This window comes from Defluviimonas salinarum (assembly GCF_026013545.1).
Lineage (GTDB): Bacteria > Pseudomonadota > Alphaproteobacteria > Rhodobacterales > Rhodobacteraceae > Albidovulum > Albidovulum salinarum.
On sequence record NZ_JAPDOG010000031.1, the window covers coordinates 17,114 to 40,684 of the forward strand.

Annotated in this window: 22 protein-coding genes and 1 pseudogene; 13 read left to right on the top strand and 10 right to left on the bottom strand. The window is 65.3% G+C overall.

What is annotated here, in order from left to right:
- Positions 1 to 102: 102 nt before the first annotated feature.
- Positions 103 to 1,728 (bottom strand): AMP-binding protein, encoded by a 1,626-nt coding sequence (locus tag OM960_RS21470; protein ID WP_264773400.1) that lies wholly within the window; start codon positions 1,726 to 1,728, stop codon positions 103 to 105.
- A 95-nt stretch (positions 1,729 to 1,823) separates the two neighbouring features.
- Here OM960_RS21470 and OM960_RS21475 point away from each other — a divergent pair, with 95 nt between their 5' ends.
- The gene (locus OM960_RS21475) at positions 1,824 to 2,747 is read left to right on the top strand and encodes a DMT family transporter (RefSeq protein WP_264773401.1); all 924 of its coding nucleotides are present in this window, start codon (positions 1,824 to 1,826) and stop codon (positions 2,745 to 2,747) included.
- Between the two features lie 11 nt (positions 2,748 to 2,758).
- Positions 2,759 to 3,415, top strand: coding sequence for a sulfotransferase family protein (locus OM960_RS21480; RefSeq protein ID WP_264773402.1), 657 nt, complete (start codon positions 2,759 to 2,761; stop codon positions 3,413 to 3,415).
- Between the two features lie 63 nt (positions 3,416 to 3,478).
- Here OM960_RS21480 and OM960_RS21485 read toward each other — a convergent pair whose 3' ends face one another.
- From OM960_RS21485 to OM960_RS21525, 9 genes are all read right to left on the bottom strand, one after another.
- A complete protein-coding gene (locus OM960_RS21485; protein WP_264773403.1) occupies positions 3,479 to 5,680 on the bottom strand; it encodes a 3-hydroxyacyl-CoA dehydrogenase NAD-binding domain-containing protein in 2,202 nt (733 codons plus the stop codon).
- Complete coding sequence (locus tag OM960_RS21490; RefSeq protein WP_263340263.1) at positions 5,677 to 6,150, bottom strand: cupin domain-containing protein; 474 nt, start codon at positions 6,148 to 6,150, stop codon at positions 5,677 to 5,679. Before OM960_RS21490 ends, OM960_RS21485 begins: the two co-directional genes overlap by 4 nt.
- A 3-nt stretch (positions 6,151 to 6,153) precedes the next feature.
- Entirely contained in the window at positions 6,154 to 7,365 is a 1,212-nt protein-coding gene (locus OM960_RS21495; protein ID WP_264773404.1) for an acetyl-CoA C-acetyltransferase, read from the bottom strand.
- Positions 7,366 to 7,377: 12 nt separating this feature from the next.
- Positions 7,378 to 8,016, bottom strand: coding sequence for a glutathione S-transferase family protein (locus tag OM960_RS21500; protein ID WP_264773405.1), 639 nt, complete (start codon positions 8,014 to 8,016; stop codon positions 7,378 to 7,380).
- Between the two features lie 270 nt (positions 8,017 to 8,286).
- On the bottom strand, positions 8,287 to 8,499 hold the full coding sequence (locus tag OM960_RS21505) for a hypothetical protein (protein ID WP_264773406.1): 213 nt from the start codon (positions 8,497 to 8,499) through the stop codon (positions 8,287 to 8,289).
- Between the two features lie 71 nt (positions 8,500 to 8,570).
- The gene (locus OM960_RS21510) at positions 8,571 to 10,346 is read right to left on the bottom strand and encodes an acyl-CoA dehydrogenase C-terminal domain-containing protein (RefSeq protein ID WP_264773407.1); all 1,776 of its coding nucleotides are present in this window, start codon (positions 10,344 to 10,346) and stop codon (positions 8,571 to 8,573) included.
- 21 nt (positions 10,347 to 10,367) lie between these two features.
- The gene (locus tag OM960_RS21515; protein ID WP_263340276.1) at positions 10,368 to 10,760 is read right to left on the bottom strand and encodes a MerR family transcriptional regulator; all 393 of its coding nucleotides are present in this window, start codon (positions 10,758 to 10,760) and stop codon (positions 10,368 to 10,370) included.
- A 182-nt stretch (positions 10,761 to 10,942) separates the two neighbouring features.
- On the bottom strand, positions 10,943 to 11,314 hold the full coding sequence (locus tag OM960_RS21520; protein WP_263340278.1) for a MerR family transcriptional regulator: 372 nt from the start codon (positions 11,312 to 11,314) through the stop codon (positions 10,943 to 10,945).
- A gap of 66 nt (positions 11,315 to 11,380) precedes the next feature.
- Complete coding sequence (locus OM960_RS21525) at positions 11,381 to 12,526, bottom strand: putative manganese transporter (RefSeq protein ID WP_264773409.1); 1,146 nt, start codon at positions 12,524 to 12,526, stop codon at positions 11,381 to 11,383.
- Positions 12,527 to 12,631: 105 nt separating this feature from the next.
- Between OM960_RS21525 and OM960_RS21530 the strand changes: the two genes are divergently transcribed.
- From OM960_RS21530 to OM960_RS21580, 11 genes and pseudogenes are all read left to right on the top strand, one after another.
- Positions 12,632 to 13,066 carry a PaaI family thioesterase gene (locus OM960_RS21530; RefSeq protein WP_264773410.1) on the top strand — a complete coding sequence of 145 codons (435 nt, stop codon included), beginning with the start codon at positions 12,632 to 12,634 and terminating at the stop codon, positions 13,064 to 13,066.
- Entirely contained in the window at positions 13,063 to 13,578 is a 516-nt protein-coding gene (locus OM960_RS21535) for a PaaI family thioesterase (protein WP_263340286.1), read from the top strand. Before OM960_RS21530 ends, OM960_RS21535 begins: the two co-directional genes overlap by 4 nt.
- The gene (locus OM960_RS21540; RefSeq protein ID WP_263340289.1) at positions 13,571 to 14,875 is read left to right on the top strand and encodes an MATE family efflux transporter; all 1,305 of its coding nucleotides are present in this window, start codon (positions 13,571 to 13,573) and stop codon (positions 14,873 to 14,875) included. The genes OM960_RS21535 and OM960_RS21540 overlap by 8 nt, the downstream gene beginning before the upstream one ends.
- 510 nt (positions 14,876 to 15,385) lie before the next feature.
- Positions 15,386 to 15,832, top strand: a pseudogene (locus OM960_RS21545) (IS5 family transposase); the annotation flags it as partial.
- 81 nt (positions 15,833 to 15,913) lie between these two features.
- Positions 15,914 to 16,942, top strand: coding sequence for an IS110 family RNA-guided transposase (locus tag OM960_RS21550; protein ID WP_264773412.1), 1,029 nt, complete (start codon positions 15,914 to 15,916; stop codon positions 16,940 to 16,942).
- 236 nt (positions 16,943 to 17,178) lie between these two features.
- A complete protein-coding gene (locus OM960_RS21555; RefSeq protein ID WP_264773416.1) occupies positions 17,179 to 17,706 on the top strand; it encodes an IS5 family transposase in 528 nt (175 codons plus the stop codon).
- Positions 17,707 to 18,446: 740 nt separating this feature from the next.
- Positions 18,447 to 18,938, top strand: coding sequence for an Lrp/AsnC family transcriptional regulator (locus OM960_RS21560; RefSeq protein WP_263340658.1), 492 nt, complete (start codon positions 18,447 to 18,449; stop codon positions 18,936 to 18,938).
- Positions 18,939 to 19,120: 182 nt separating this feature from the next.
- The gene (locus tag OM960_RS21565) at positions 19,121 to 20,263 is read left to right on the top strand and encodes a glycine cleavage T C-terminal barrel domain-containing protein (RefSeq protein ID WP_264773414.1); all 1,143 of its coding nucleotides are present in this window, start codon (positions 19,121 to 19,123) and stop codon (positions 20,261 to 20,263) included.
- A gap of 29 nt (positions 20,264 to 20,292) precedes the next feature.
- Positions 20,293 to 20,742: an OsmC family protein gene (locus OM960_RS21570; protein WP_263340661.1), complete on the top strand. Its 450-nt coding sequence runs from the start codon at positions 20,293 to 20,295 to the stop codon at positions 20,740 to 20,742.
- A 22-nt stretch (positions 20,743 to 20,764) separates the two neighbouring features.
- A complete protein-coding gene (locus OM960_RS21575) occupies positions 20,765 to 21,565 on the top strand; it encodes an enoyl-CoA hydratase (protein ID WP_264773415.1) in 801 nt (266 codons plus the stop codon).
- Positions 21,566 to 21,570: 5 nt separating this feature from the next.
- The gene (locus OM960_RS21580; protein WP_264773417.1) at positions 21,571 to 23,205 is read left to right on the top strand and encodes an acyl-CoA synthetase; all 1,635 of its coding nucleotides are present in this window, start codon (positions 21,571 to 21,573) and stop codon (positions 23,203 to 23,205) included.
- Positions 23,206 to 23,571 lie beyond the last annotated feature (366 nt).

Consider the following 23,571-nt stretch of genomic DNA (forward strand, 5'->3'; position numbering starts at 1 on the left):
AACAATTGGGGAGCGGGCGCGCGGGTGTTCGGCGGCGGGGGGCTGTCTGCCCCCCCCGCGCCCCCCGAGGATATTTCGGGCAAGATGAAGTGTGGTGCGCGGTCAGAGGTCTTTCGCGCGGGCGCGGAGTTCGAACTTCTGGACCTTGCCGGTCGAGGTCTTGGGCAGGTCGCAGAAGACGATCTTCTTCGGGGTCTTGAAGCCGGCGAGCCGGGTGCGGACGAAGGCGATGAGGTCGGCCTCGGTCGCCTCGCGCCCCTCCTTCAGCTCGACGAAGGCGCAAGGCACCTCGCCCCATTTGTCGTCCGGTTTCGCCACCACGGCGCAGAGCGACACCGCGGGATGGTGCATCAGCGCGCCCTCGACCTCGACCGAGGAGACATTCTCGCCGCCCGAGATGATGATGTCCTTGGCGCGGTCGGTGATCTTGATATAGCCGTCCTCGTGCTGGAAGGCGATGTCGCCGGAGCGGAAGAAGCCGCCCTTGAACGCCTCCGCCGTGGCCTTGGGGTTGCGGTAGTAGCCCTTCATCACGGCGTTGCCGCGGATCGCGATCTCGCCCACGGTCTGGCCGTCGCGCGGCACCGGATGGCCCTTCTCGTCGTGGACGGTGATGTCCTCCATCATCGGCATCAGGACCCCGGTGCGGGCCTTGATCGCCGCGCGCTCCTCCTGCGGCAGCGCGTCCCAGTCGTCGCGCCAGATGCATTCGGTGACATGGCCGTAGGTTTCGGTCAGGCCATAGACCTGGGTGACGCGGAAGCCCAAGGGCTCGATCGCGGCGAGGGTCGCGGCGGGAGGGGGCGCGCCGGCGGTGTAGACCTCGACCACGTGGTCGAAGTTGCGGCGGTCGCCGTCCTTCGCGTTGATGATCGAGTTGAGCACGATCGGCGCGCCGCCGAAATGGGTGACGCCCTCGTCGGCGATCGCGTCGTAGATGTTCTTCGCGGTGATGTCGCGGCAGCAGACCACCGTGCCGCCGACGGTCGGCATCATCCAGGTGTGGCACCAGCCGTTGCAGTGAAAGAGCGGCACGATGGTGAGGTAGACCGGATGGATGCCGACCTTCCAGCTCACCGCCGTGCCCATCGAGAGCAGGTAGGCGCCGCGGTGGTGGTAGACCACACCCTTCGGCCGCCCGGTCGTGCCGGAGGTGTAGTTGAGCGCGAGGCTCTCCCATTCGTCCTCGGGCATCTTCCACGGCGCCGAGGCGTCGCCCGTGGCGAGGAGCGCCTCGTACTCGGTGTAGCGGCCGCTTGCCGGATGGCCGGCGTGCGGATCGGGAACCTCGATGATCTCGGGCGCCGGCCCCTCCATCAGCGCGACCGCCTCCTCGGCGAGCGGCAGGAAAGCGGTGTCGACGAGCGCGAGCTTCGCCTGGCCGTGGCCGAAGATGTAGCCGACCGTGTCGGCATCGAGCCGGGTGTTGATCGTGTTGAGGACGGCGCCCGCGGCGGGCACGCCGAAATGCGCCTCGGCCTGCGCGGGCACGTTCGGCAGAAACGTGGCGACAACGTCGCCCGGCGCGATGCCGCGCCTGGCGAGCGCCGAGGCGAGCCGGCTCACCCGGTCATGGTACTCGGCGTAGCTGCGGCGGGTGGTCCCATAGACCAGCGCGGTATGGCCCGCGAAGACATCCGCCGCCCGCTCGAGGAAGGAGAGCGGCGTCAGCGGCACGAAATTCGCCGCATTGCGTTCCAGCCCGGTTTCGTCCGCCATCCAGCCCATTTGGTCCTCCCCGACCGGTCCCGTGTCGCTAACGGACGCGATTATTGCCGATGGCTGAGATTGTTGGGAAGCATGAACCGACATCCGGAGAGACCATGGCGACCGCGACGATAATGCCCGAGACCAACCGCACATTGCTCGCCGCGGTCGCGATCCTCGGCTATGCGCTGGCGATCGGGTACACCGACAATTACGTCCAGGTGATCGCGCGCGAGGCCGGGCTCTGGCAGTTCCACGCGACCCGCACCGTGATGGCCTTCGCGATCGTGGCGCTGGTGGCGGTGCCGCTTGGCCTGAGGCTCCGGCCTCGGAAACCGGGGGCGGTCGCCTTGCGCAGCGCGATCCACGGGGTCGCGATGTTCATCTATTTCGGCTGCCTCGCCTTCCTGCCGGTGGCGACGGTGGCGGCGGGGCTCTTCACCGCGCCGATCTTCACGCTCCTGATCTCGCGCTTCGCCTTCGGCATCCCGATCGGCCCGTTCCGGGTCGCCGGCGTCGTGCTCGGCTTCGCCGGGGCGATTCTCGTGCTCGGGCCGGGGCAGGGCGGTGCGATCGGCCTGGCGACGGTGCTGCCGATCGCGGCGGGTGCGCTCTATGCGCTTGGCAATATCGCGACGCGGCAATGGTGCGAGGGCGAGAGTGCGGAGACGCTGCTTCTGGGCTTCTTCGCGATGCTCGGCCTCCTCGGCCTCGTCGGCTGTGCGGTGCTGGCGCTCTGGCAGCCCGCGGTGCCGGAGGGCGCGGACGGGTTCATCCTGCGCGGGCTGGTCTGGCCCTCGCCGGATTTCCTCTTCTGGACCTTCGTGCAGGCGGCCGGATCGCTGATCGGCGTCGGGCTGATGATCAAGGCCTACCAGATCGCCGAGGCGAGCCGGGTGGCGATCTTCGAATATGTGATCCTGCCGGCCTCTGCCTTCTGGGCCTTCGTGCTCTGGGGCGATGTCCTCGACCTGCGGGCGGTGGCCGGGATCGGCCTGATCTTCGCGGCGGGCCTTATCATCGCGCTCCGGGGGCGCTAACCTCCGGCGCCATGATCCTGTCGCGCGGCCGCCGCTACATCTTCATCCACATCCCGAAGACCGGCGGCACGGCGCTGGCGCTCGCGCTCGAGAGCCGGGCGATGAAGGACGACGTGCTCGTGGGCGATACGCCGAAGGCGAAGCAGCGCCGGCGCCGGCTGAAGGGCGTCGAGACCGCCGGGCGGCTCTGGAAGCACGCGACGCTCGCCGATATCGAGGGGCTGGCGCGCCCGGAGGAGATCGCCGCGTTCTTCGTCGTCACCCTCGTGCGCAATCCCTGGGACCGGGTCGTGAGCTATTACCACTGGCTGAAGGCCCAGAGCTTCGACCATCCCGCCGTGACGCTCGCGCGACGGCGCGACTTCAGCGGCTTCCTGAACGCTCCCGAAACGCGCGCGGCGCTCGCCGGCCACCCCTATGCGCGCTATGTCACGACCGGGGCGGGCCGCGAACGCTGCGACCTTTTCCTCCGGCTCGAACATCTCGACGAGGACATCCGCCCGTTCGAGGCGCATCTCGGCTTCCGCCTCGCGCCGCTGGCCGTCGCCAATTTGTCGGACCGCGCCCGGGACTGGCGCCGCTACTACAGCGACGCGGATGCCGGAACGGTCGCGGAGGTCTGCGCCGCCGACATCAGCCGCTTCGGCTACGCCTTCGACCCGGCCTGATCGTCTTCATTGCGGAATTACCCCACGGGGGTCCGGGGGTGTGAAACCCCCGGCTTCGCCCCCTCAGGCCGCCTTGGCCTCTGAGCCGAAGCGCCCGTAGAAGCCCTCGCCCTTCGCTGCCAATTCCCGCAGGAGCTTCGGGGCGGCGAACCGTGCGCCATGCGCCGCCTCGAGCCCCTCGCAGATCGCGACCGCCCGTTCCGCCCCGATCATGTCGAGCCAGGAGAACGGCCCGCCAGACCAGGGCGCGAAGCCCCAGCCGAGGATCGCGCCGACATCGCCCTCGCGGATGTCCTCGAGCACGCCTTCCTCCAGCGCCCGGACCGCCTCCAGCACCTGCGCCATCATCAGCCGGTGCTGGACCGCGCTCAGGTCGGGCTGGTCCCCGGACACCGGCCAGCTCTCGGCGAGACCCTCCCAGAGCCCGGTGCGGCCGCCCTTGTCGTCATAGGCATAGAACCCGGCACCCGCCTTGCGGCCGAGGCGCCCCTTGTCGGCCATCGCGAAGAGAACCTCGTCGACGGCGCTGTCCGGGTAGGCCGCGCCCATCGCCGCCTTTGTCGCCTTGGCGATCTTCACGCCAAGGTCGATCGAGGTCTCGTCGACAAGCTGCAAGGGTCCGAGCGGGAAGCCGAGGAGCTTCGCCGCGTTCTCCACCAGCGCCGGCTCCACCCCCTCGGCCACCATGCGGATGCCCTCGTTGATGTAAGGAATGATGCAGCGGTTGGCGTAGAAGAAGCGCGCGTCGTTGACGACGATCGGGGTCTTGCGGATCTGGCGCACGAAATCGAGGGCCTTCGCCACCGCGACGTCGCCGGTCTCCTTGCCCTTGATGATCTCCACCAGCATCATCTTGTCGACCGGAGAGAAGAAGTGGATGCCGATGAACTGCTCCGGCCGCTTCGAGGCCTTCGCGAGGTCCGTGATCGGCAGGGTCGAGGTGTTGGTGGCGAAGACCGCGCCTTCGGGGATCACCGCCTCGGCCTTCGCCGTCACCTCGGCCTTCACGCCCATGTCCTCGAACACCGCCTCGACGATGAGGTCGCAGCCGGCAAGCGCGGCATAGTCGGTGGTGGCGGTGATCCGGCCGAGCACCTCTGCCTTCTTCTCCGCCGTGACCTTGCCCCGCTTCATGCCCTTGTCGAGAAGCCCGTCGGAATAGGCCTTGCCCCTGTCGGCGGATTCCTGGCTCGCGTCGATCAGCACCACCTCGATGCCGGCATTGGCCGAGACATAGGCGATGCCCGCGCCCATCATGCCGGCGCCGAGCACGCCGACCTTCGCCACCTTCTGGTCCGCGACGGCGGGCCGGTTCGCGCCCTTCTCCAAGGCCTCCTTGTTGAGGAACAGCGACCGGATCATGGCCGACGACGAGGGGTTCATCAGGATTTGCGTGAACCAGCGCGCCTCGATCTTCAGCGCGGTGTCGAAGGGCACCATCGCGCCCTCGTAGACCGCCGACAGAAGCGCCTTGGCCGCGGGGTAGACGCCTTGCGTCTTGCCGAGCACCATCGCGCTCGCGCCGACGAAGGTCATGAAGCCCGCCGGGTGGTAGGGGGCACCCCCCGGCATCTTCCAGCCCTTCTGGTCCCAGGGCTTGACGATCTCGGCATCGGTCGCCGCGAGCACCCATTCCTTCGCGCGTGCGAGCAGGTCTTCCGGCGCGACGACCTCGTCGATCAGCCCGGAGGCCTTGGCCTTCTTCGGATCGAGCATCTTGCCTTCCAGGAGCACCGGTGCCGCCGCCATCGCGCCGACCATGCGGGAAAAGCGGGTGGTGCCGCCGCCGCCGGGGAAGAGGCCGACGAGGATCTCGGGCAGGCCGATCTTCGCCTTCGGATTGTCCGCCATGATCCGGCGGTGACAGGCGAGCGCCACCTCGGTGCCGATCCCCGCGCAGGTGCCGGGGATGGCGCAGACCACGGGCTTGCCGCCCTTCAGGGTCTTGGGATCCATGCCCGCGCGTTCGAGCTTTCGCAGGATATGGTGGCCCGACATGGTGAAGTCGAAAAGCGCCTGCGCGGGGTCGTCGCCCGACTCTTCGCGGATCTTCGCGAGCACGTTAAGGTCCATGCCGCCGGCGAAGTCCTTCTTTCCGGAGGTGACGATGATGCCCCTGACCTTGTCGTCGGAGAGCGCACGGTCGACCATCTCGTCGACCAGCCCGAAGGCCTCGCGGGTCATCACGTTCATCGACTTGCCGGGCACGTCCCAGGTGAGGGTGGCGACGCCGTCGGCGTCCACGGAATAGGTGAAGTCGCTCATGTTCTGTCTCCCTGGTAGGGCGTGCCATCCTTGTGGGTGAAGGTCGCCTTGCCGTCCTTCAACTCCACTTCCAGATCGACATCGGAGTAGGTGGCTTTTTCGGGGTTCATGCGGGAGCCGATCACGAGGAACCGTGCCTCTGCCCCGCTTCTGTTAATGAAATGATGCCCGTTCGGATCGCCGGCCGGGAAGGCCGCGCAGTCGCCCACGCGCATCACGGTTTCGCCCGCGTCCTGCACAAGCGTGCATTCGCCTTCTGTCACCATCACGAACTCGTCCTCGCGGTGGTGCCAGTGGCGCAAAGACGAGAGGGCGCCGGGCGCGAGGATCACCTCGTTCGCGCCGAACTGCGTCAGCCCGCCGGCGTCACCGAGGCGGAGCGAGGAGCGCCCAGCCATCTGGCTGGCATAGGGCTCGGGGTAGATGGAGCCGGTCTTGACCGGAACCGTCGTCTTGTCGATCACCGGCATCGGTCAGACCCGCTCGATGATGGTGGCCGCGCCCATGCCGGAAGCGATGCAGAGCGTGGCAAGCCCGGTGCCTTTGCCTGTGCGTTCGAGTTCGTCGAGGAGCGTGCCGATGATGATCGCGCCGGTGGCGCCGAGGGGGTGGCCCATCGCGATCGAGCCGCCGTTGACGTTGACCTTGCCCGCATCCACGTCGAAGGCCTGCATGAAGCGCAGGACGACCGACGCGAAGGCCTCGTTCACCTCGAAAAGGTCGATGTCGGAGACCTTCATGCCCGAGTCCTTCAGGATCTTTTCCGTCACCGGCACCGGACCCGTGAGCATGATCGTCGGATCGGTGCCGATCTTCGCGGTGGCCCGGATCCGGGCGCGGGGTTTCAGCCCGTGCGCCGCGCCGAATTCCCTGTTGCCGATGAGGAGGGCCGCCGCGCCGTCGACGATGCCGGAGGAGTTGCCGGCGTGGTGGATGTGGTTGATCCGCTCCAGATGGGGATATTTCATCAGAGCGATCTTGTCGAAGCCGGGCATGACCTCGCCCATGTCCCGGAAGCTGGCCTTGAGGGCGCCGAGGGTCTGCATGTCGGTGCCGGGGCGCATGTATTCGTCATGGTCGAGAATGGGCAGGCCGTTCTGGTCGCGGATCGTCACGATGGACTTCGCGAAACGCTTCTCCTCCCAGGCCTTCGCGGCGCGGTTCTGGGATTCCACGGCCAAGGCGTCAGCCTCGTCGCGGGTGAAGCCGTATTCGGTCGCGATGATGTCGGCCGAGATGCCCTGCGGCACGAAATAGGTCTTCATCGCGAGGCTCGGATCGACGGCGATCGCCGCCCCGTCCGAGCCCATCGCGACGCGGCCCATCATCTCGACCCCACCGGCGATATAGGCAGACCCGGCGCCGCCCTTCACCTGGTTGGCGGCGAGGTTCACCGCCTCCATGCCGGAGGCGCAGAAGCGGTTGATGGCGAGGCCGGGAATGCGCTCGTCGAGATCGGAGAGCAGGACGGCGGAGCGCGCGAGGCAGCCGCCCTGTTCGCCCACCTGCGTGACATTGCCCCAGATCACGTCCTCGACCGCGTGGCCGTCGAGCCCGTTGCGCTCCTTCACCGCGTTCAGGATCCTCGCCGAGAGCGCGACGGAGGTCACCTCGTGCAGGCTGCCATCGGCGCGGCCCTTGCCGCGGGGGCTGCGGACGGCGTCGTAGATAAAGGCTTCGGTCATCAAGTCCTCCGGTCAGTTCGGAGCCCGGTCGGCGGGATTGCCGGGCATCAGGTCATAGGGGTGTTTCCAGCCGGGCAGGGCGGAGATGTTGCCCAGCCAGCGGTCGATTTCGGGCCAGTCCTTGGCGTCAAAGCCGAAGGGCTCGGGGTAATAGAGGTAGCCGCAGGCCGAGATGTCGGCGATGGTCGGGCACGCGCCGACGATCCAGTCGCGGGACTTCAGATGGGTGTCGAGCGTCGCGTAGGCGTTTTTCAGGCGCGCCTGCAGGAAGTCGATGACCTCCTTCGGGCGCTTCGCCTCGGGCAGGAAATTCATCAGGAACCGGGTCGTGCCGGCCTGCGAGGACATCTTGTGATTGTCCCAGAGCACCCAGCGCAGCACTTCTTCGGCCTCGCCTTCGGCGCCGCCGAACCTGCCGGTCCGGGTCACGGCGTGGTACATGATCGCGCCGGATTGGCTGATCACGGTGCCCTCCTCCTCGAAGACCGGCACCTCGCCCATCACGTTGAGCTTGCGGAACTCCGGGCTGCGGGTCGCGCCGTCGAAGAAATCGACGAAGACCGGTTCCCAGTCGTAGCCCGAAAGCTCGAGTGTCAGTGCCGCCTTGTAGGCGTTGCCGCTCTCGCCGAAGCAGTGGAGTTTCGCCGTCATGCCGCGCTCCCTTGGCTGGCGGCGGGAGTGGGGGCTTCGCGCCCCCACACCCCCGCGGGGTATTTCCTCAATGAAGAAGAACGGCTTGTTAACCAGAATCGGGCGACCCTTTCCGTGCGGTACAGGCTGGGGAGCCGATGACCGCCAATGGAGAAGTCGCCCCGGTCTTCCCGAGAAGCACCCGCATCGGTCGGGCCGGCGGGGAAGCCGGGGCGCGCCTGCTGCTTCTTCATTGTCCAAATACCCATTCCACCCTCTCCATCCCGCGCCTCACGCCGTCCGCTCATCAAGCCCGGCCTTGAAGAGCCGCACACGGTGGCCGAGCGTTTCGGGGTCCGTCACGCTGGCGAAATGCTCGAAGACGAAGGTCAGCGCCTCGTCGGTCGTCAGCCCGGTTTCCGCCGCGAAGCGGGTGAGCCTGCGGTAGGCGTCGTTGGTCATCGCGGCGGGGAAGCGGCGGGTCAGGCGCAGGCGTTTCGGCATTCTCGTCTCCGGCGTGGGAGGCGCCCGCCCCCGGCGGGCGCCCGGTCGTGCACGAGGTCTTCCGCGAAAGCTTAGAACGCCTCCGCCGGCAGGCTCATCACAGGTTCGGCACCCGACCGGATCCGCGCGAGGTGGGTCGCGGTCAGCGGCAGCTGGCGCGCCATGTAGTAGCGCCCGGTCGCGAGCTTCGTCTCGTAGAAGGCGCGGTCGGCGGCGGCGTTCGCAAGCGCGGCCTGCGCCGCCTTCGCGGAGCGGGCCCACATCAGGCCGAGGCAGACATGGCCGAAGAGATGCATGAAGTCGTAGGAGCCGGACAGCGCGGCATTGGGGTTCTTCATGCCCTCGGCCATGAAATACATGCCCGCGGCCTGGAGATCCTTGGAGGCGGCCTTCAGGGGTTCGAGGAAGTCGGCGTTCAGCGCCTCGTCGCCCTCGTTCTCCTTGATGAAGCCCTTCACAATCTCGAAGAAGGCCATCACCGGCTTGCCGCCGTCGGCCGCGAGCTTGCGGCCGACGAGATCGAGCGCCTGCACGCCGTTCGCGCCTTCGTAGATCATGGTGATCCGGGCGTCGCGGGCGAACTGCGACATGCCCTGTTCCTCGATATAGCCGTGGCCGCCGAAGATCTGCTGGGCGTTCACCGCGGCCTCGAAGCCCTTGTCGGTCAAAAAGCCCTTGATCACCGGCGTGAGGAGCGAGATCAGCCCCTCGGCTGCCGCGTCGTCGGAGCGGTGGGCGCGGTCGAGAAGCGCTGCGCCCCAGAGGACGAAGGCGCGCGCGCCCTCGAGGAAGCTCTTCTGGTCCATCAGGTTGCGGCGGATGTCGGGATGGACGATCAGCGGGTCGGCCGGACCTGAGGGGTTCTCGGCCCCGGTCACGGCACGGCCTTGGAGCCGCTCCTTGGCATAGGTGACGGCGGCCTGGTAGGCGGGCTCGGCCACCGCGTAGCCCTGGATGCCGACCGCGAGCCGCGCCTCGTTCATCATCGTGAACATCGCGGACATGCCGCGGTGCAGCTCGCCGAGGAGATAGCCCACGGCACCGTCGTAGTTCATCACGCAGGTGGCGTTGCCGTGGATGCCCATCTTCTCCTCGATCTTGCCGACCGAGACGCCGTTGCGCCGCCCGAGCGAGCCGTCCTCGTGCACAAGGAACTTCGGCACGATGAAGAGCGAGATGCCGCGCGTGCCCTCGCCGCCGCCCGGCGCCTTGGCGAGGACGAGATGCACGACGTTCTCGGCCATGTCGTGGTCGCCCGCCGAGATGAAGATCTTCTGGCCGGTGATCCGGTAGCTGCCGTCATCCTGCGGCTCGGCCTTCGTGCGGATCTGGCCGAGATCGGTGCCGCAATGCGGCTCGGTCAGGTTCATAGTGCCGGTCCAGTCGAGGCTGATCATCTTCGGCGCATAGGTCGCCTTCTGCGCCTCGGTCCCGTGGGCGAGGATCGTGCCGACCGCGCCGTGGGTCAGGCCCTGGTACATGTTGAAGGCCATATTGGCGGAGACGAAGATCTCGCCGACGGCCGTGTACATGATCGTTGGCAGGTTCTGCCCGCCATAGGCCTCGGGCAGGTCGAGCCCGTTCCAGCCGCCGGCCTTCATCGCCTCGAACGCCGCCTTGAAGCCCTCGGGCGTGTAGACGACCCCGTTTTCCAGCCGGCAGCCCTCGCGGTCGCCGCTCGCGTTCAGGGGCGCGAGCACGTCGCGGGCGAGCTTGCCCGCCTCTTCGAGGATCGCCGAGGTGAAGTCCGGCTCGAGCTCGCCGTAGCCCGGCACGTCGCTCGACGAGACCTCCAGAACCTCGTTCAGGACGAATTGCATGTCGCGGGTCGGCGCCGTGTAGCTCATGTTGGGTCTCTCTCAGGGTTGTTATTCGGAGGTCTTTGCCTTCTCGGCCATCAGCCGGTCGCCCATATCGATCATCTCGGCGAGTTCGGAGATGAGCGTGTCGAGATCGTCGCGCTGCCGCCGCATCTCGGCGAGCCGCTCGCGGGAGCGGGCGACGACTTCGCGGATCTGGACCTGGTGCTGGTCGTCCATGTCGTAGAGGTCGAGAAGCTGGCGGATGTCCTCGAGGCTGAAGCCGAAACGCTTGCCGCGCAGGATCAGCTTGAGCCGGCCGCGGTCGCGCCGGGTGAAGAGCCGCTTCTGGCCGTCGCGGATCGGGTAGAGAAGCTCCTTCGCCTCGTAGAAGCGAAGCGTCCGCGGGGTCACATCGAAGGTCTCGCACATTTCGCGAATGGTCATCAGTGTATCTGTCATCAGTCGCCGTCCCATGATTGTCGTAGCGTCATGTTACGGGAAATTGGTCAGTTGCCCACACCATACAAGCGAAGCTTACGCGCACGTCACTGTAACGTGGCGTCAGAAAATTCGTGACGTAATGTCGTTAATGATTGACCCAGCGTCAGGGACATTTTCTTAGGCCGCCGAAGGACGTGAAATCAGCGTTTCAGAGAGTCGGCAGTCCTGTCGCGCAGCTCCCGGAGGTCGGCGATGGTGGCGTCGAGCTCGTCGCGCTGGCGTGAGAGTTCGCCGAGCTGGCGGTCCGCCATGTCGATCCAGACCTGGTACTGTTCCTCGGTGCCCTTCGCGTCGTAGAGCAGGAGCCACTGGCGGATTTCTTCGAGGCTGAAGCCGAAGCGGCGGCCGCGCAGGATCAGCGTCATCCGCGCCACCTCGCGCGGGGTGTAGAAGCGCGACCGGCCGTCCTTCTGCGGCGCCAGAAGCTCGATGTATTCGTAGTAACGCAAGGTGCGGGGCGTGACGTCGAAACGCGCGCACATCTCTTTGAAGCTCAAGAGCTCATCCGGCATGGCGGTCCTCCTCGCGCGAAACCTAGCCGCAGGAGAACCGCCAGACAACTCGGATGAGAGGCCCGGTCAGTTGAGGAAGCCGGGTGCGAAGAAGTAAAGGCCGTAGGCCACGATCAGGGCCGGGATCGTCGAGAAGACGGTGGCCATGATCGCCGCGCGGGGCGCGAGCGCGATCGCCGGGAAGAGCGCGTCGCCGTCGTTCGAGATCGCGTTGGCGAGAAGCGCCGAGAACGGGATCGCACCGTTGACGTACAGCGTCGCGACAAGAACCTGCGGCCCGCAGCCGGGGATGAAGCCGATGGCGGCGCCGATCAGCGGCAGCACCGGCGCGATCGACTGGAAGAGCGCCTTGAGGTCGAGCCCGGCATAGGCGGCGGCATAGTCGTAGGCGAGATAGGCGATGATCACCCAGACTGAGATGAACGAGGTTTCCTCGGCCATCCGGGTCACCGGGCGGTCGGCCGGGTTGGTCATCGCGGTCACGGGCGAGATGGTCCAGATCGCGAGGCCGGTGAAGACGCCGGCGAGTGCGAAGACCGCGACCGGCACGCCGAGGATCTGGGTGATCTCGATCTGGCCGATCTGCGCGGCGCCGACGATCAGGCCGGGGATTGCGGCGGCGAGATAGGCGTAGTCGCGCAGGCGGGTCTGGCCGATCCGCGGCGCAATCTCGCAGGCCCCGCCCTGCGGGCGGTAGTCGACGGCGACGTAGCGGTCGATGAGCCAGCCGGTGAGGATGCCGGCCGTGAACTGGATCGGCAGGAGCACCAGCGCCGCTTCGGGCCGGGTCGCGATCAGCAGGAACGCCGCGTCGCCCATCGTCGCCGTCAGCGTCGCCACCACCGCACCGAAGGAGACCTTGCCCGAGGCATAGGCCGCCACTACCACGACCGCGCCGCCGCAGCCGGGCGTCGCGCCGAGGAAGGCGGCGATCGGTACCTGCATCGTCTTGGCCTTGCCCATCGCCACGCCCATGTCGAAGCGGAAGAGCTTCTCGAGCCCGTAGAAGAGGAGAAGCGTCGCCGCGACGAAGGCCGAGACCTGGACGAAGGCATCCTGCATCAGTCCGCGCGTGAGCGCTCCGAGTTCGCCCGGCGCCAGCGCAAGCGCGACGAGCGCGGCCACCAGCAGAAGGCGGCGCGGGCGGAACTGACCGAGGCGCGCGAGGCCGATTTCGGGCAGGGCGGTAGTGTTCACGTCCGGGCTGTGCATGGTATCCTGCGATTGCGAATTATTCTCAATTGCGGAAGATAGCACTTGCGACGGATTTGGCAAGCGCCAATAAATCGGCCGGCGGAACTTTGCGGGGACGACGGCATGAATGAGCAGAAGCAGGCGCTTGCGCGGCAGTTCATCGAGGCGATCCCCTACTCGCGCGCGCTCGGCATGGTGCTCGACGAGATCGGCGACGGGGTGGCGGTGATCTCGATGCCCTATGACGCGCGCATTGTCGGCGACCCGGAGACGGGGGTGATCCACGGCGGCGCGGTGTCCGCGCTGATGGACACCTGCGGCGGGGCGGCGGTGATGAGCCATCCCTCCAATCCCGGCGGCACCGCGACGATCGACCTCAGGATCGACTACATGCGGCCGGCGAAGCCCGGCCAGCGCATCACCGCGCGGGCGGAATGCTACAACATCACCCGCACCGTCGCCTTCGTCCGCGCCACCGCCCATGACGAGGACCTGAGCCGTCCGGTCGCCACCGCGACCGGCGCCTTCACCGTAGAACGCGCGGAGGGCAGGGCATGACCCGGCGGCCGAAACCCGAGCCCGTGCAGGTCGTGAAGGAACGCCGCGACGCGGCCCTGCGGGCGATCGTGCACGGCGTGCCCTTCATCCAGTTTCTCGGCATCGAGTTCGAGCGGCGCGGCGACGAGTTGACCGCGGTGTTGCCCTTCGGCGAGCGGCTGATCGGCAATCCGCTCTTGCCCGCGCTGCATGGCGGGGCGACGGCGGCTTTCCTCGAGGTCGCCTCGATCATTGAACTTTCGTGGTCGCTGATCTGGGAGGAGATGGAGAGCGGCCGGCTCGATCCCAAGACGCTCGATCCCGGCCATCTGCCGCGGCTGCCGAAGACCATCGACTTCACCGTCGACTACCTGCGCACCGGCCTGCCGCGCGACGCCTATGCGCGGGCGCGGGTGAACCGCTCGGGGCGGCGCTATGCCTCGGTCCATGTCGAGGCCTGGCAGGACAACCGCTCGCGGCTCTTCGCGCAGGCGACCGGGCATTTCCTGATGCCGGGCCGCGGGGATGGATGAGATCACCCACCGGCGGGTCCTGAGGATCGCGCTGCCGATCGTCCTGTCGAACGCGACCGTGCCGCTGCTGGGCGCGGTCGATACCGGGGTGGTCGGCCAGATGGGGGAGGCGGCGCCGATCGGCGCGGTCGGCGTGGGCGCCGTGGTGCTCGCGGCGCTCTACTGGATATTCGGATTTCTGAGGATGGGCACCTCGGGCCTCGTCGCGCAGGCGCACGGCGCGCAAGACCCCGCCGAGACCGGGGCGATCCTGATGCGGGCGCTCATGATCGGCCTCATGGGCGGGTTCGCCTTCATGGTGCTGCAGGTGCCGCTCTTCCACGCGGCTTTCCTGCTCGCGCCGGCCTCCGAGGAGGTGGAGCGGCTGACGCGCGCCTATCTCGCGATCCGGATCTGGGGAGCGCCGGCGACGATCGCGCTCTATGCGGTCACCGGCTGGCTGATCGCGGTCGAGCGCACGCGCAGCGTGCTGGTGCTGCAGCTCTGGATGAACGGGCTCAACATCGGGCTCGATTTCCTCTTCGTGCTTGGCTTCGGCTGGGGCGTCGAGGGCGTCGCGGTGGCGACGCTGATCGCGGAATGGACCGGGCTCGGGCTCGGGCTCTGGCTCTGCCGGGGGGCGTTCGCGGGCGGGCAGTGGCGCGACTGGGCCCGGGTATTCGACCGGGTGCGGGTGGCGCGGATGATGCAGGTGAACGGCGACATCATGGTGCGGTCGGTCGTGCTGCAGGGGGCCTTCACCACCTTCGTCTTTCTCGGCGCGGGCTTCGGCGACGTGACGCTGGCGGCGAACCAGGTGCTGCTCCAGTTCCTCGAGATCACCGCCTACGGGCTCGACGGCTTCGCCTTCGCCGCCGAGACGCTGGTGGGCCAGGCGGTGGGCGCGCGGCGCGCGTCCCATGTGCGCCGCGCCGCGGTGGTGACGAGCCAGTGGGGAATCGGTGGAGCGCTGGCGCTCGGCGCGGGCTTCTGGCTCGCGGGGCCGTGGCTCATCGACCTGATGACGACGGAACCCGAGGTGCGGCTTGCCGCGCGCTCGTTCCTGCCGTGGATCGCGCTGGCGCCGGTGATCGGCATCGCGAGCTGGATGTTCGACGGCATCTTCATCGGCGCGACGCTGTCGCGCGAGATGCGCAACGCGATGCTGGTCTCGGTCGCGATCTATGGCGTGGCGCTCGCGGTCCTGCCGGGGGCCTTTGGCAATCACGGGCTCTGGGCGGCGCTGATGGTGCTCAACGTCGCGCGGGGGGCGACGATGGCGCTGCGTTACCCGAGGGCCGAGCAGGTGGCGGCCTGAGCGCCGGAGTGACCCAAGACCGGGATTCCTCCAGCCCCGGCTCTGATGGCGTGACCGCTCTCCCTTGTGGGTCATTGCAGGCCCACCTTGGAACACCGATGGTGTCGGGGGGCGGTGTTACTACACTTGGGCACACCTTCCGCCCCGTTATCGCTGTGAAGACCGCCGCGCCGGGGGGTACTCTGGATTCGGAGAGGGGGTGCTTGGCGCCTGCTTGACCGGGTAGTGCCAAGCAGCGGGGAGGCGAAATTCAGGCGCCGGTTTCCCGCGGGCAGGGGTGCCCGGCCTCATCCCCAAGATTCTGATCGGGCACCCCTGTCAGTTTCTCGCAGCGAACCGGGAACTGCGAGAGGTGCCCGCTCACGCGGGCTTGTCGAACGTCAATGGCGTGGTCGATCCTGTGGTCATCACGATGACTTGCAGTCGATAATTCTGATGTAATGGGCGTTGTTGTAGAACTCGGCGCCGGAAGGATTCACGTTGCGAATCCGGTAGGTTAAGACGTTCGGCATGAACAAGCCCGAACCTGCCCGCTACCGCACGACGAACTGGAAGTCCTACAATGAAGCGCTGAGGCGTCGCGGATTATTGCTGATCTGGCTCGACAAGGACATGGTGTGGCTTGCCGCCAGGGCCGGGTGTTCAGGCCGGCCACCGGTATATTCCGATGCCGCGATACAGTTCTGCCTGATGGTGAAGGTGCTGTTCGGCCTACCGCTTCGGCAGACGACGGGGATGGTGTCCAGCATCCTCCAGATGGCCGGGCTGGATTGGCCGGTCCCCGACTTCTCGACCCTGAGCCGCAGGCAGAAGAACATCACCGTCGGTATCTCGAGCCGCCGGTCGCCGGGTCCGCTGAACCTGTTGGTAGACAGCACAGGGATCAAGTTCCTGGGCGATGGCGAATGGCTGGCCCGCAAGCATGGCACCCATCGCAGACGCCAATACCGCAAGATGGGATGGTTGCCGCCCACCCCTGACGGCATCGCAATGTGCCAAGGTCGTGGTGTCGAGGCCACGTAGCGGAGAGGACGGCAAATGAAGGATACGATGATCGGGGTAGATCTGGCAAAGAATGTGTTCCAGCTCCACGGAGCGTCGATGGCTGGCGAGTTGCGCTTTCGCAAGAAGCTGTCGCGGGCACAGTTCCGCAAGTTCATGGCGGATCATCTCCCGGCCATTGTGGTCATGGAAGCATCCGGCAGCGCCCATTACTGGGCGCGTGAGATGATCGGCCTGGGGCATGAGGTGAAAATGATCGCACCGCAGTATGTGCGCCCCTTCGTGAAGCGCCAAAAGAATGACGCCGCCGATGCCGAAGCGATCGTGATCGCCGCGCAGAGACCGGAAATGCGTTTTGTAGAGCCGAAGTCCGAAGAGCAGCAGGCGATGGCCGTGCTGTTCCGGGCTCGCGAACGCCTGGTCCACCAGCGCACGGATTTGGTGAATGCCATCCGCTCGATCTGCTATGAATACGGCCACGTCATTCCCGTGGGTATCCATCAGGTCAAGCGTATTGCGGCGATCCTGGATGAACCGCATTGCGACCTGCCCGGGCTGGTGCAGGACGAATGCCGGGACCTCCTCGCAGAAATCGCCGCCAAGACAGTTCAGATAGACGCCAAGACCCGGAAGGCCAAGGAACTCATGGCATCTGCCGATGTCGCAAAGCAGCTTCAGACGATGCCGGGTGTCGGACCGATGGTCGCATTGGCGATCACAGCGTTTGTTGCCGACATCAAAAGCTTTCGAAGGGGGCGCGACTTTGCCGCGTGGCTGGGGCTCGTGCCACGGCAACACTCTTCGGGCGGCAAGGTGCGGCTTGGCAGGATCTCAAAGGCAGGCCAAAGCGATATCCGGCGCCTGTTGATCATTGGCGCAATGTCACGTCTGAACTGGATGGGGCGGCAATCCATCCCCGAGGGATCGTGGCTGTCGCGCTTGCAGGCTCGCAAACCGAGGATGCTGGTCGCGATCGCGCTTGCGAACAAGATGGCCCGCGCGATCTGGGCCATGCTGACGAAAGGGGAGAACTATAGGGATCCGGCGCTGGCATCGGTTGCGTGATCATCTCATCGCAAGGAACAGCCACGCGCCGGTGAAGGGGGGTACGAAGTCGACGACCAGAATGGGCAAACGATCGAAGCGATCCGGATCGGGAAAACCAGCAGATGGACCGGAGCCTCAAAGCTCGCGCGCAAGATTTTGGACCTGCTCCGCAGATCACCATCCCGGCCAGCGGCAATGAAGGGCCGCACATACAGGCCTGACAGAAGACCGCACTTCGAGCACCTGCCTACTGGATCAGAAACGTCTTGCACCGCGGGCGGCAACCACAGAAGATCCATCTCGGGATCAACGAGCAGACGTTGGAGGTTCGTGCCGTCGAGATCACCGGGAGCCATGTCGGCGATGCGCCGGTGCTGCCTGACCTGCTCGGCCAGATCCCGGCGGACCAAGAGATCGGTAGCGTCACCGCAGACGGTGCCTACGACACCCGCAAGTGCCACGATGCGATTGCTGACCGCGGCGCTCAGGCCGTCATCCCACCACGGAAGAATGCCAAGCCGTGGAAGACTGTCACCGCCGGGGCGGTCGCAAGAAACGAAGCATTGCGCGCCTCGAAATGCCTCGGCCGCGCGCTCTGGCGACGATGGAGCGGATACCACCGCCGGAGCCGCGTCGAAACGAAGATGCACTGCGTGAAACTGCTGGGCCAGCGGCTCATGGCGCGGGACTTTGACCGCCAGGTTGCGGAGCTCCACGTCCGCATCGCCATCCTGAACCGCTACACTGCGCTCGGCATACCTGTCACTGAAGCCGAGGGATGAGTCTGCCCGGGGATAGGGGAATCTCGGCCATCAGCCGATTTGTGCAACAGAGCCGCTACCGCCCGCCCGCGCCGGAAAGCTTCCTTCCAATGGACCAGAGGCCGATGATGCACCAACAATCAACACGGACCACTCGATGGGGGCAGTCCAACGCAGATCTGCCGAACCGCGTCGCCGATCGTCATTCTTTGCCCCTGCAGCACCTCGACCTGCCGCAGCTTCAACACGATGTCCTCGGGCTTGTCTCGCTTTCCTGCCATCTTTGGTCCTCCTCGACGGGACAAATCTATCCCAGTTGGCGAGCCACTTCGGTGGGGGAGGATCAAGGCCGAGATGATCCTGATGCACTGGCATGAGGCCGAGGGATTTCAGTCAAAAGACGAGCCAGACCCCGGTGCATGATTGCGGCCCCTCGGCCAAACCGCTCCCCATCTCTCGGTAAATCGGATGACCCGCGGCTGGCGACAGGAACGGCGGATTGCGGTCTTTCGCTGCGGAAGCGACGAATGTCCGGTCTGGTCCCGTCCTCGCCAGCCAGACATGGGGGAATACTATGTCTGCTGTGATGCGGAGACCGGCTGTTCTTTACGCAGCACCACGTCGTTTTGCCCGCAAGACAAGTGACGAAAGCGCAATTTGACGGTTGGCAATGGAGCCTCCGAATAGGTAGAAATTTGTGACCTATATCGTTGGGCAGCGGGAGTACTCGGGAAATGTCGATATGTAGAGGCTCTTGAGGAATGAAACCGACTGCCCTCGACGCCGCCGACATTCGTATCCTTTGCGCGTTGCAGCAGAATGGTCAGCTCAGTAAATCGAAGCTGGCGGAGTTGGTAGGGCTTTCCTCTACTCCTTGCTGGGCGCGCTTTGCCCGGCTGAAGAAGGCGGGCCTGATCCGCGGGTACCGTGCGGACCTTGCGCTGGGTAAGATAGTCGATGTCTCCAAGGTCGTCGTAACTGTTTCTCTGAAAAGCCACCGCAAGACGGATTTTGACCGCTTCGAGGCGCATATCCGCAGCCTTAACGCGGTCACCGACTGCGTCGCGACTGGCGGTGGGATGGACTACGTGATGACCGTTGTCACAACCAGCCTTTCGGCCTTCCAGACGCTGATGGAAGACATGCTGTCGGCGGAACTCGGGATAGACCGTTACATGACCTATTTCGTGACACGCGAGGTCAAATCGGTGCAGCCGGACCTTGCCCAGCTGTTGGCCCAACCAGCGAAGTGACCCGAGAACGCGCTCAACGGACGCGCAAAGTCCGAACGGTCTGAGTTGAACATCAATTTGGTCCGTTCAGTCTGCTCGGTATGAATCTTCAGTCCGATCTTGCAAGCTGATTGCCCCTAAAACCACGGCCAGTTCGACAAGATCTCGTGGTCCGTGAGGACCCGCAGGAAAGGGCAATCAGAATGGCAAAATCAGACGATTTCGGTTTCGGAACCCAGATCCGGAAATCCCCGTATTTCGACGCGACGGTCCGATGGGGCGCAAAGGGCTTCTCGGTCTACAACCACATGTACATCCCGCGCGACTTCGGCGATCCGGAACAGAATTTCTGGAACCTGATCAACGACGCGATCCTGTGCGATGTGGCAGTCGAGCGTCAGGTCGAGATCACCGGCCCTGATGCCGCGAGGTTCGTTCAGATGCTGACCCCGCGCGATCTTTCGAAGATGGCGGTCGGGCAATGCAAGTATGTTCTCATCACCAATGCCGAAGGCGGCATCCTGAATGACCCGATCCTGCTGCGCCTGGCGGAGAACCACTTCTGGATCTCGCTTGCGGACAGCGACATCCTGCTCTGGGCACAGGGCGTCGCCGTGCATTCGGGCATGGATGTGACGATCCGCGAACCGGATGTATCGCCGCTCCAGCTTCAAGGGCCGAAATCCGGCGAGGTGATGAAGGCGCTCTTCGGCGACAGCATCATGGACCTCAAGTATTACTGGCTGCGCGAAGTGGAGCTGGACGGCATTCCGCTGATCGTGTCGCGCACCGGCTGGTCGAGCGAACTGGGATATGAGCTTTACCTGCAGGACGGGTCGCGCGGCGACGAGCTATGGGAAAAGATTATGGCGGCGGGCAAGCCTTTCGGCCTGAAACCCGGCCATACCTCGTCGGTCCGCCGCATCGAGGGCGGCATGCTGTCCTATCACGCCGACGCCGACATCAACACCAATCCCTACGAGCTTGGGCTTGGTCGCCTCGTAAGCCTCGACATGGAGGCCGAGTTCATCGGCAAGGCCGCGCTGTGCCGGATTAAGGAAGAGGGCGTCTGCCGCAAGCAGGTCGGGCTGGTCATCGACGGGTCGCCACTCAAAGGGCCGAACACCACCTTCTGGACCGTCAACAAGGGCGGTGCGTTCGTTGGCAAGGTCACCTCGGCCGTCTATTCGCCGCGGCTGGAACAGAACATCGCCCTGGCCATGGTCTCTTTGGATGCTGCGCAGATCGGCGCGGAAGTCGAGGTCGTGACCGCGTCCGGCCCGACGCGTGCGAGGATCGTGGAGCGCCCGTTCTACGATCCGCAAAAAAGCCTTGCCGCTGCCTGATTGTCATCAACCAGACTGGAAAAGTAGCCATGTCCGACCTTTCGATCGAACTGCATTGGCACCGTACCGAAGCGGGCTTCGAGCTGGGCAAGTATTCTGCCGAGCATGTCGTGCGCTACAACAACAGCTATGAAGTGCAAGCGGATGCCGCCCCGGATTGGGGCGGCAAACCGGAAAACACCAACCCCGAACAAGCGCTCGCCTCGGCATTGTCTAGCTGCCACATGATGACCTTCCTGGCACTGGCCGCGAAGGCGAAGTGGCCGGTGGCCAGCTACCACGATCACGCAGTTGCACATCTCGGCAAGAACCCCAAAGGACAGATGTCAGTCACGCGTATCGACCTGCACCCGGTGGTGCGTTTCGATACCGGCTTCGCGGTCGACAACAAGACGTTGGATGAAATGCAGGACCGCGCCCATCGCTACTGCTTCATCGCCAACACGCTCGCCGACAGCGTCGAGATCAACGTCCTTTAGGCACCGGTTAGGGAGAAAACCTGTGCAAGAGAGCGATATCCTGCTGCGCGATCTGGATGACGACGGCATTATGCGCCTGACGCTGAACGACGCGCGGCGCCGCAACGCCCTGTCCGAAGCGATGCTGGGCGAGCTGGGCGCAACCATTGCCGAGGCAGGGGCAAACCCCTCTGTACGGGTCGTCATCCTAGCCGCACACGGAGCAGCCTTTTGCGCGGGGCATGACCTCAAGGAAATGACCGCCGGCCGGTCCGCCCCGGATCGCGGCAAAGCCTACTTCACCAAGGTCATGGCGCTGTGTTCGGGCGTCATGCAATCGATTGTGAATTGCCCGAAACCCGTCATCGCCGAGGTCACGGGGATCGCGACCGCAGCGGGCTGCCAGTTGGTCGCCAGCTGCGATCTCGCCATTGCCGCGGACACCGCGCAATTCAGCACGCCGGGTGTCCATATCGGGTTGTTCTGCTCCACGCCGATGGTGGCGCTGTCGCGGAACGTGGCGGGCAAACACGCGATGGAGATGCTGCTGACGGGGGACATGACATCGGCTGCCCGCGCGGCCGAGATTGGGCTGGTCAACCGGACTGTCGCCCCCGATGCGTTGAGGGAGGCGACCATCGAGATGGCCCGCAAGATCGCGTCCAAATCCAGCATGACGCTCGCCACAGGAAAACGTGCGTTCTACGTTCAACGCGAGCTGCAGCTGGCGCAGGCCTATGACTACGCCTCCGGCGTGATGGTCGAAAATATGCTCGCCCGCGATGCGGAAGAGGGCATCGGAGCGTTCATCGAAAAACGCGCGCCGCAATGGCAGGATAAATGAGGCTTATGGTGGAAAATCCCTACAATACCGGTCTGGATCGCAACCCGGCGAACTACCAGCCGCTTACACCGCTGACCTTTCTCGAACGCGCTGCCAGCGTCTTCCCCGACCACACCGCGATTGTTCACGGCACGCTGCGTCGCAACTATGCGGAGTTCTATGCGCGTTCGCGGCGGCTTGCCTCGGCACTGACCAAGAACGGGGTCCGGCGCGGCGACACGGTGTCGGTGCTGTTGCCCAACACACCGGCGATGCTCGAATGCCATTTTGGCGTTCCGATGTGCGGCGCGGTCCTGCATTCAATCAACACCCGGCTGGACGCGGCAATCATCGCGTTCCAGCTCGATCACGCCATGTCCAAGCTCGTGATCGTGGACCGCGAGTTCATGCCGCTGATGCAGGACGCTCTTGCACTTGCCACGGTGAAGCCTGTCCTGATCCAATACGACGATCCGGAATACGACGGTGCACGGACACAGTTCGAGGCCGCCGACTACGAGGTGTTCCTGACCCGTGGCAACCCGGATTTCGCCTGGCTGATGCCCGAGGACGAGTGGGACGCCATCTCGATCAACTACACCTCCGGAACCACCGGCGACCCCAAGGGCGTGGTGTCGCATCACCGGGGCGCCTACCTGCTGGCGCAGGGCAATGCGCTGACGACTTCGATGCAGAAACATGCGGTGTATCTGTGGACTCTGCCGATGTTTCACTGCAACGGCTGGTGCTTCCCCTGGACGATGTCGGCCATCATCGGCACCCATGTCTGCCTGCGGCAGGTGCGTGCTGAGCCGATCTGGAATGCCCTCGCCGATGAAGGCGTGACCCACCTCTGCGGCGCCCCCATCGTGATGTCGCTGCTGATCTCGGCGCCGGATACGGTCAAACGCAGTCTTGACCGTACCGTGCAATTCTTCACGGCCGCCGCGCCCCCCCCTGAAAAGCTTCTTGCCGACATGCGGGATGCGGGCTTTGACGTGACCCATCTTTACGGGCTAACGGAAACCTATGGCCCGGCGGTCGTCAACGACTGGCACGAAAACTGGTCCGGGCTGCCCCGCGCCGAGCAGGCCACGCTGAAATCCCGTCAGGGCGTGCGCTATCTGGCGCTGGAACAGCTGGACGTTCTAGACCCCGAGACGATGTGCCCCGTGCCGCGCGATGGCAAGACCATGGGAGAGGTCATGTTCCGCGGCAATGTCGTCATGAAGGGCTATTTCCGCAATCCCAAGGCGACGCAGGAGGCCTTCGCCAGCGGCTGGTTCCATTCGGGCGATCTGGGGGTCATGCATCCCGACGGCTACATCCAGCTCAAGGACAGGTCAAAGGACGTCATCATCTCGGGCGGTGAGAATATTTCCTCGATCGAAGTCGAAGAGGCACTGTACCGGCATCCTGCCGTCGCGGTCGCGGCCGTCGTTGCAATGCCCGATGAAAAATGGGGCGAAACGCCCTGTGCATTTGTCGAACTTGCAGCAGGTCAGAAGGCGGATGAGACAATGCTTCGCGCGTGGTGCCGCGAGCACCTTGCACCCTACAAGGTTCCCGGAAAGTTCGTGTTCGTGCCTGTTCCAAGAACGTCCACCGGAAAGATCCAGAAGTTCATCCTGCGCGAGCAAGCAAGGGCTATCGCCACCTAACATCGGAGCGGACACGCGGCTTCACTCTTTGTTCGCCTTCCGACCCTTTGATCCACTCGACACTCTGCGCTCGCTGCGAATGACCGCATTCTCGAACTCCGCCGCACGATTCCGACTCTCAATCGAAGGTCTGCAAAGGTGAAGAACCTCCAACGCGGGCCGACCCGGCACCAGGCTGCACCCTCGCGCCGCGGCCCGCATCAGAAATCCTTCACCATCCTATCTAATCTCGCGGAGTGCGCGAATGGCGTGAGAACGGCGGAGCAATAGTCGGCCACGGTAGCGGCGGGATGATCCGGCTGCGGGCGGCGTAAAAGTCGGCCACTTTTTGCCCTTTCTGGCGACAGGGAGGGTGGGAGGATTTTC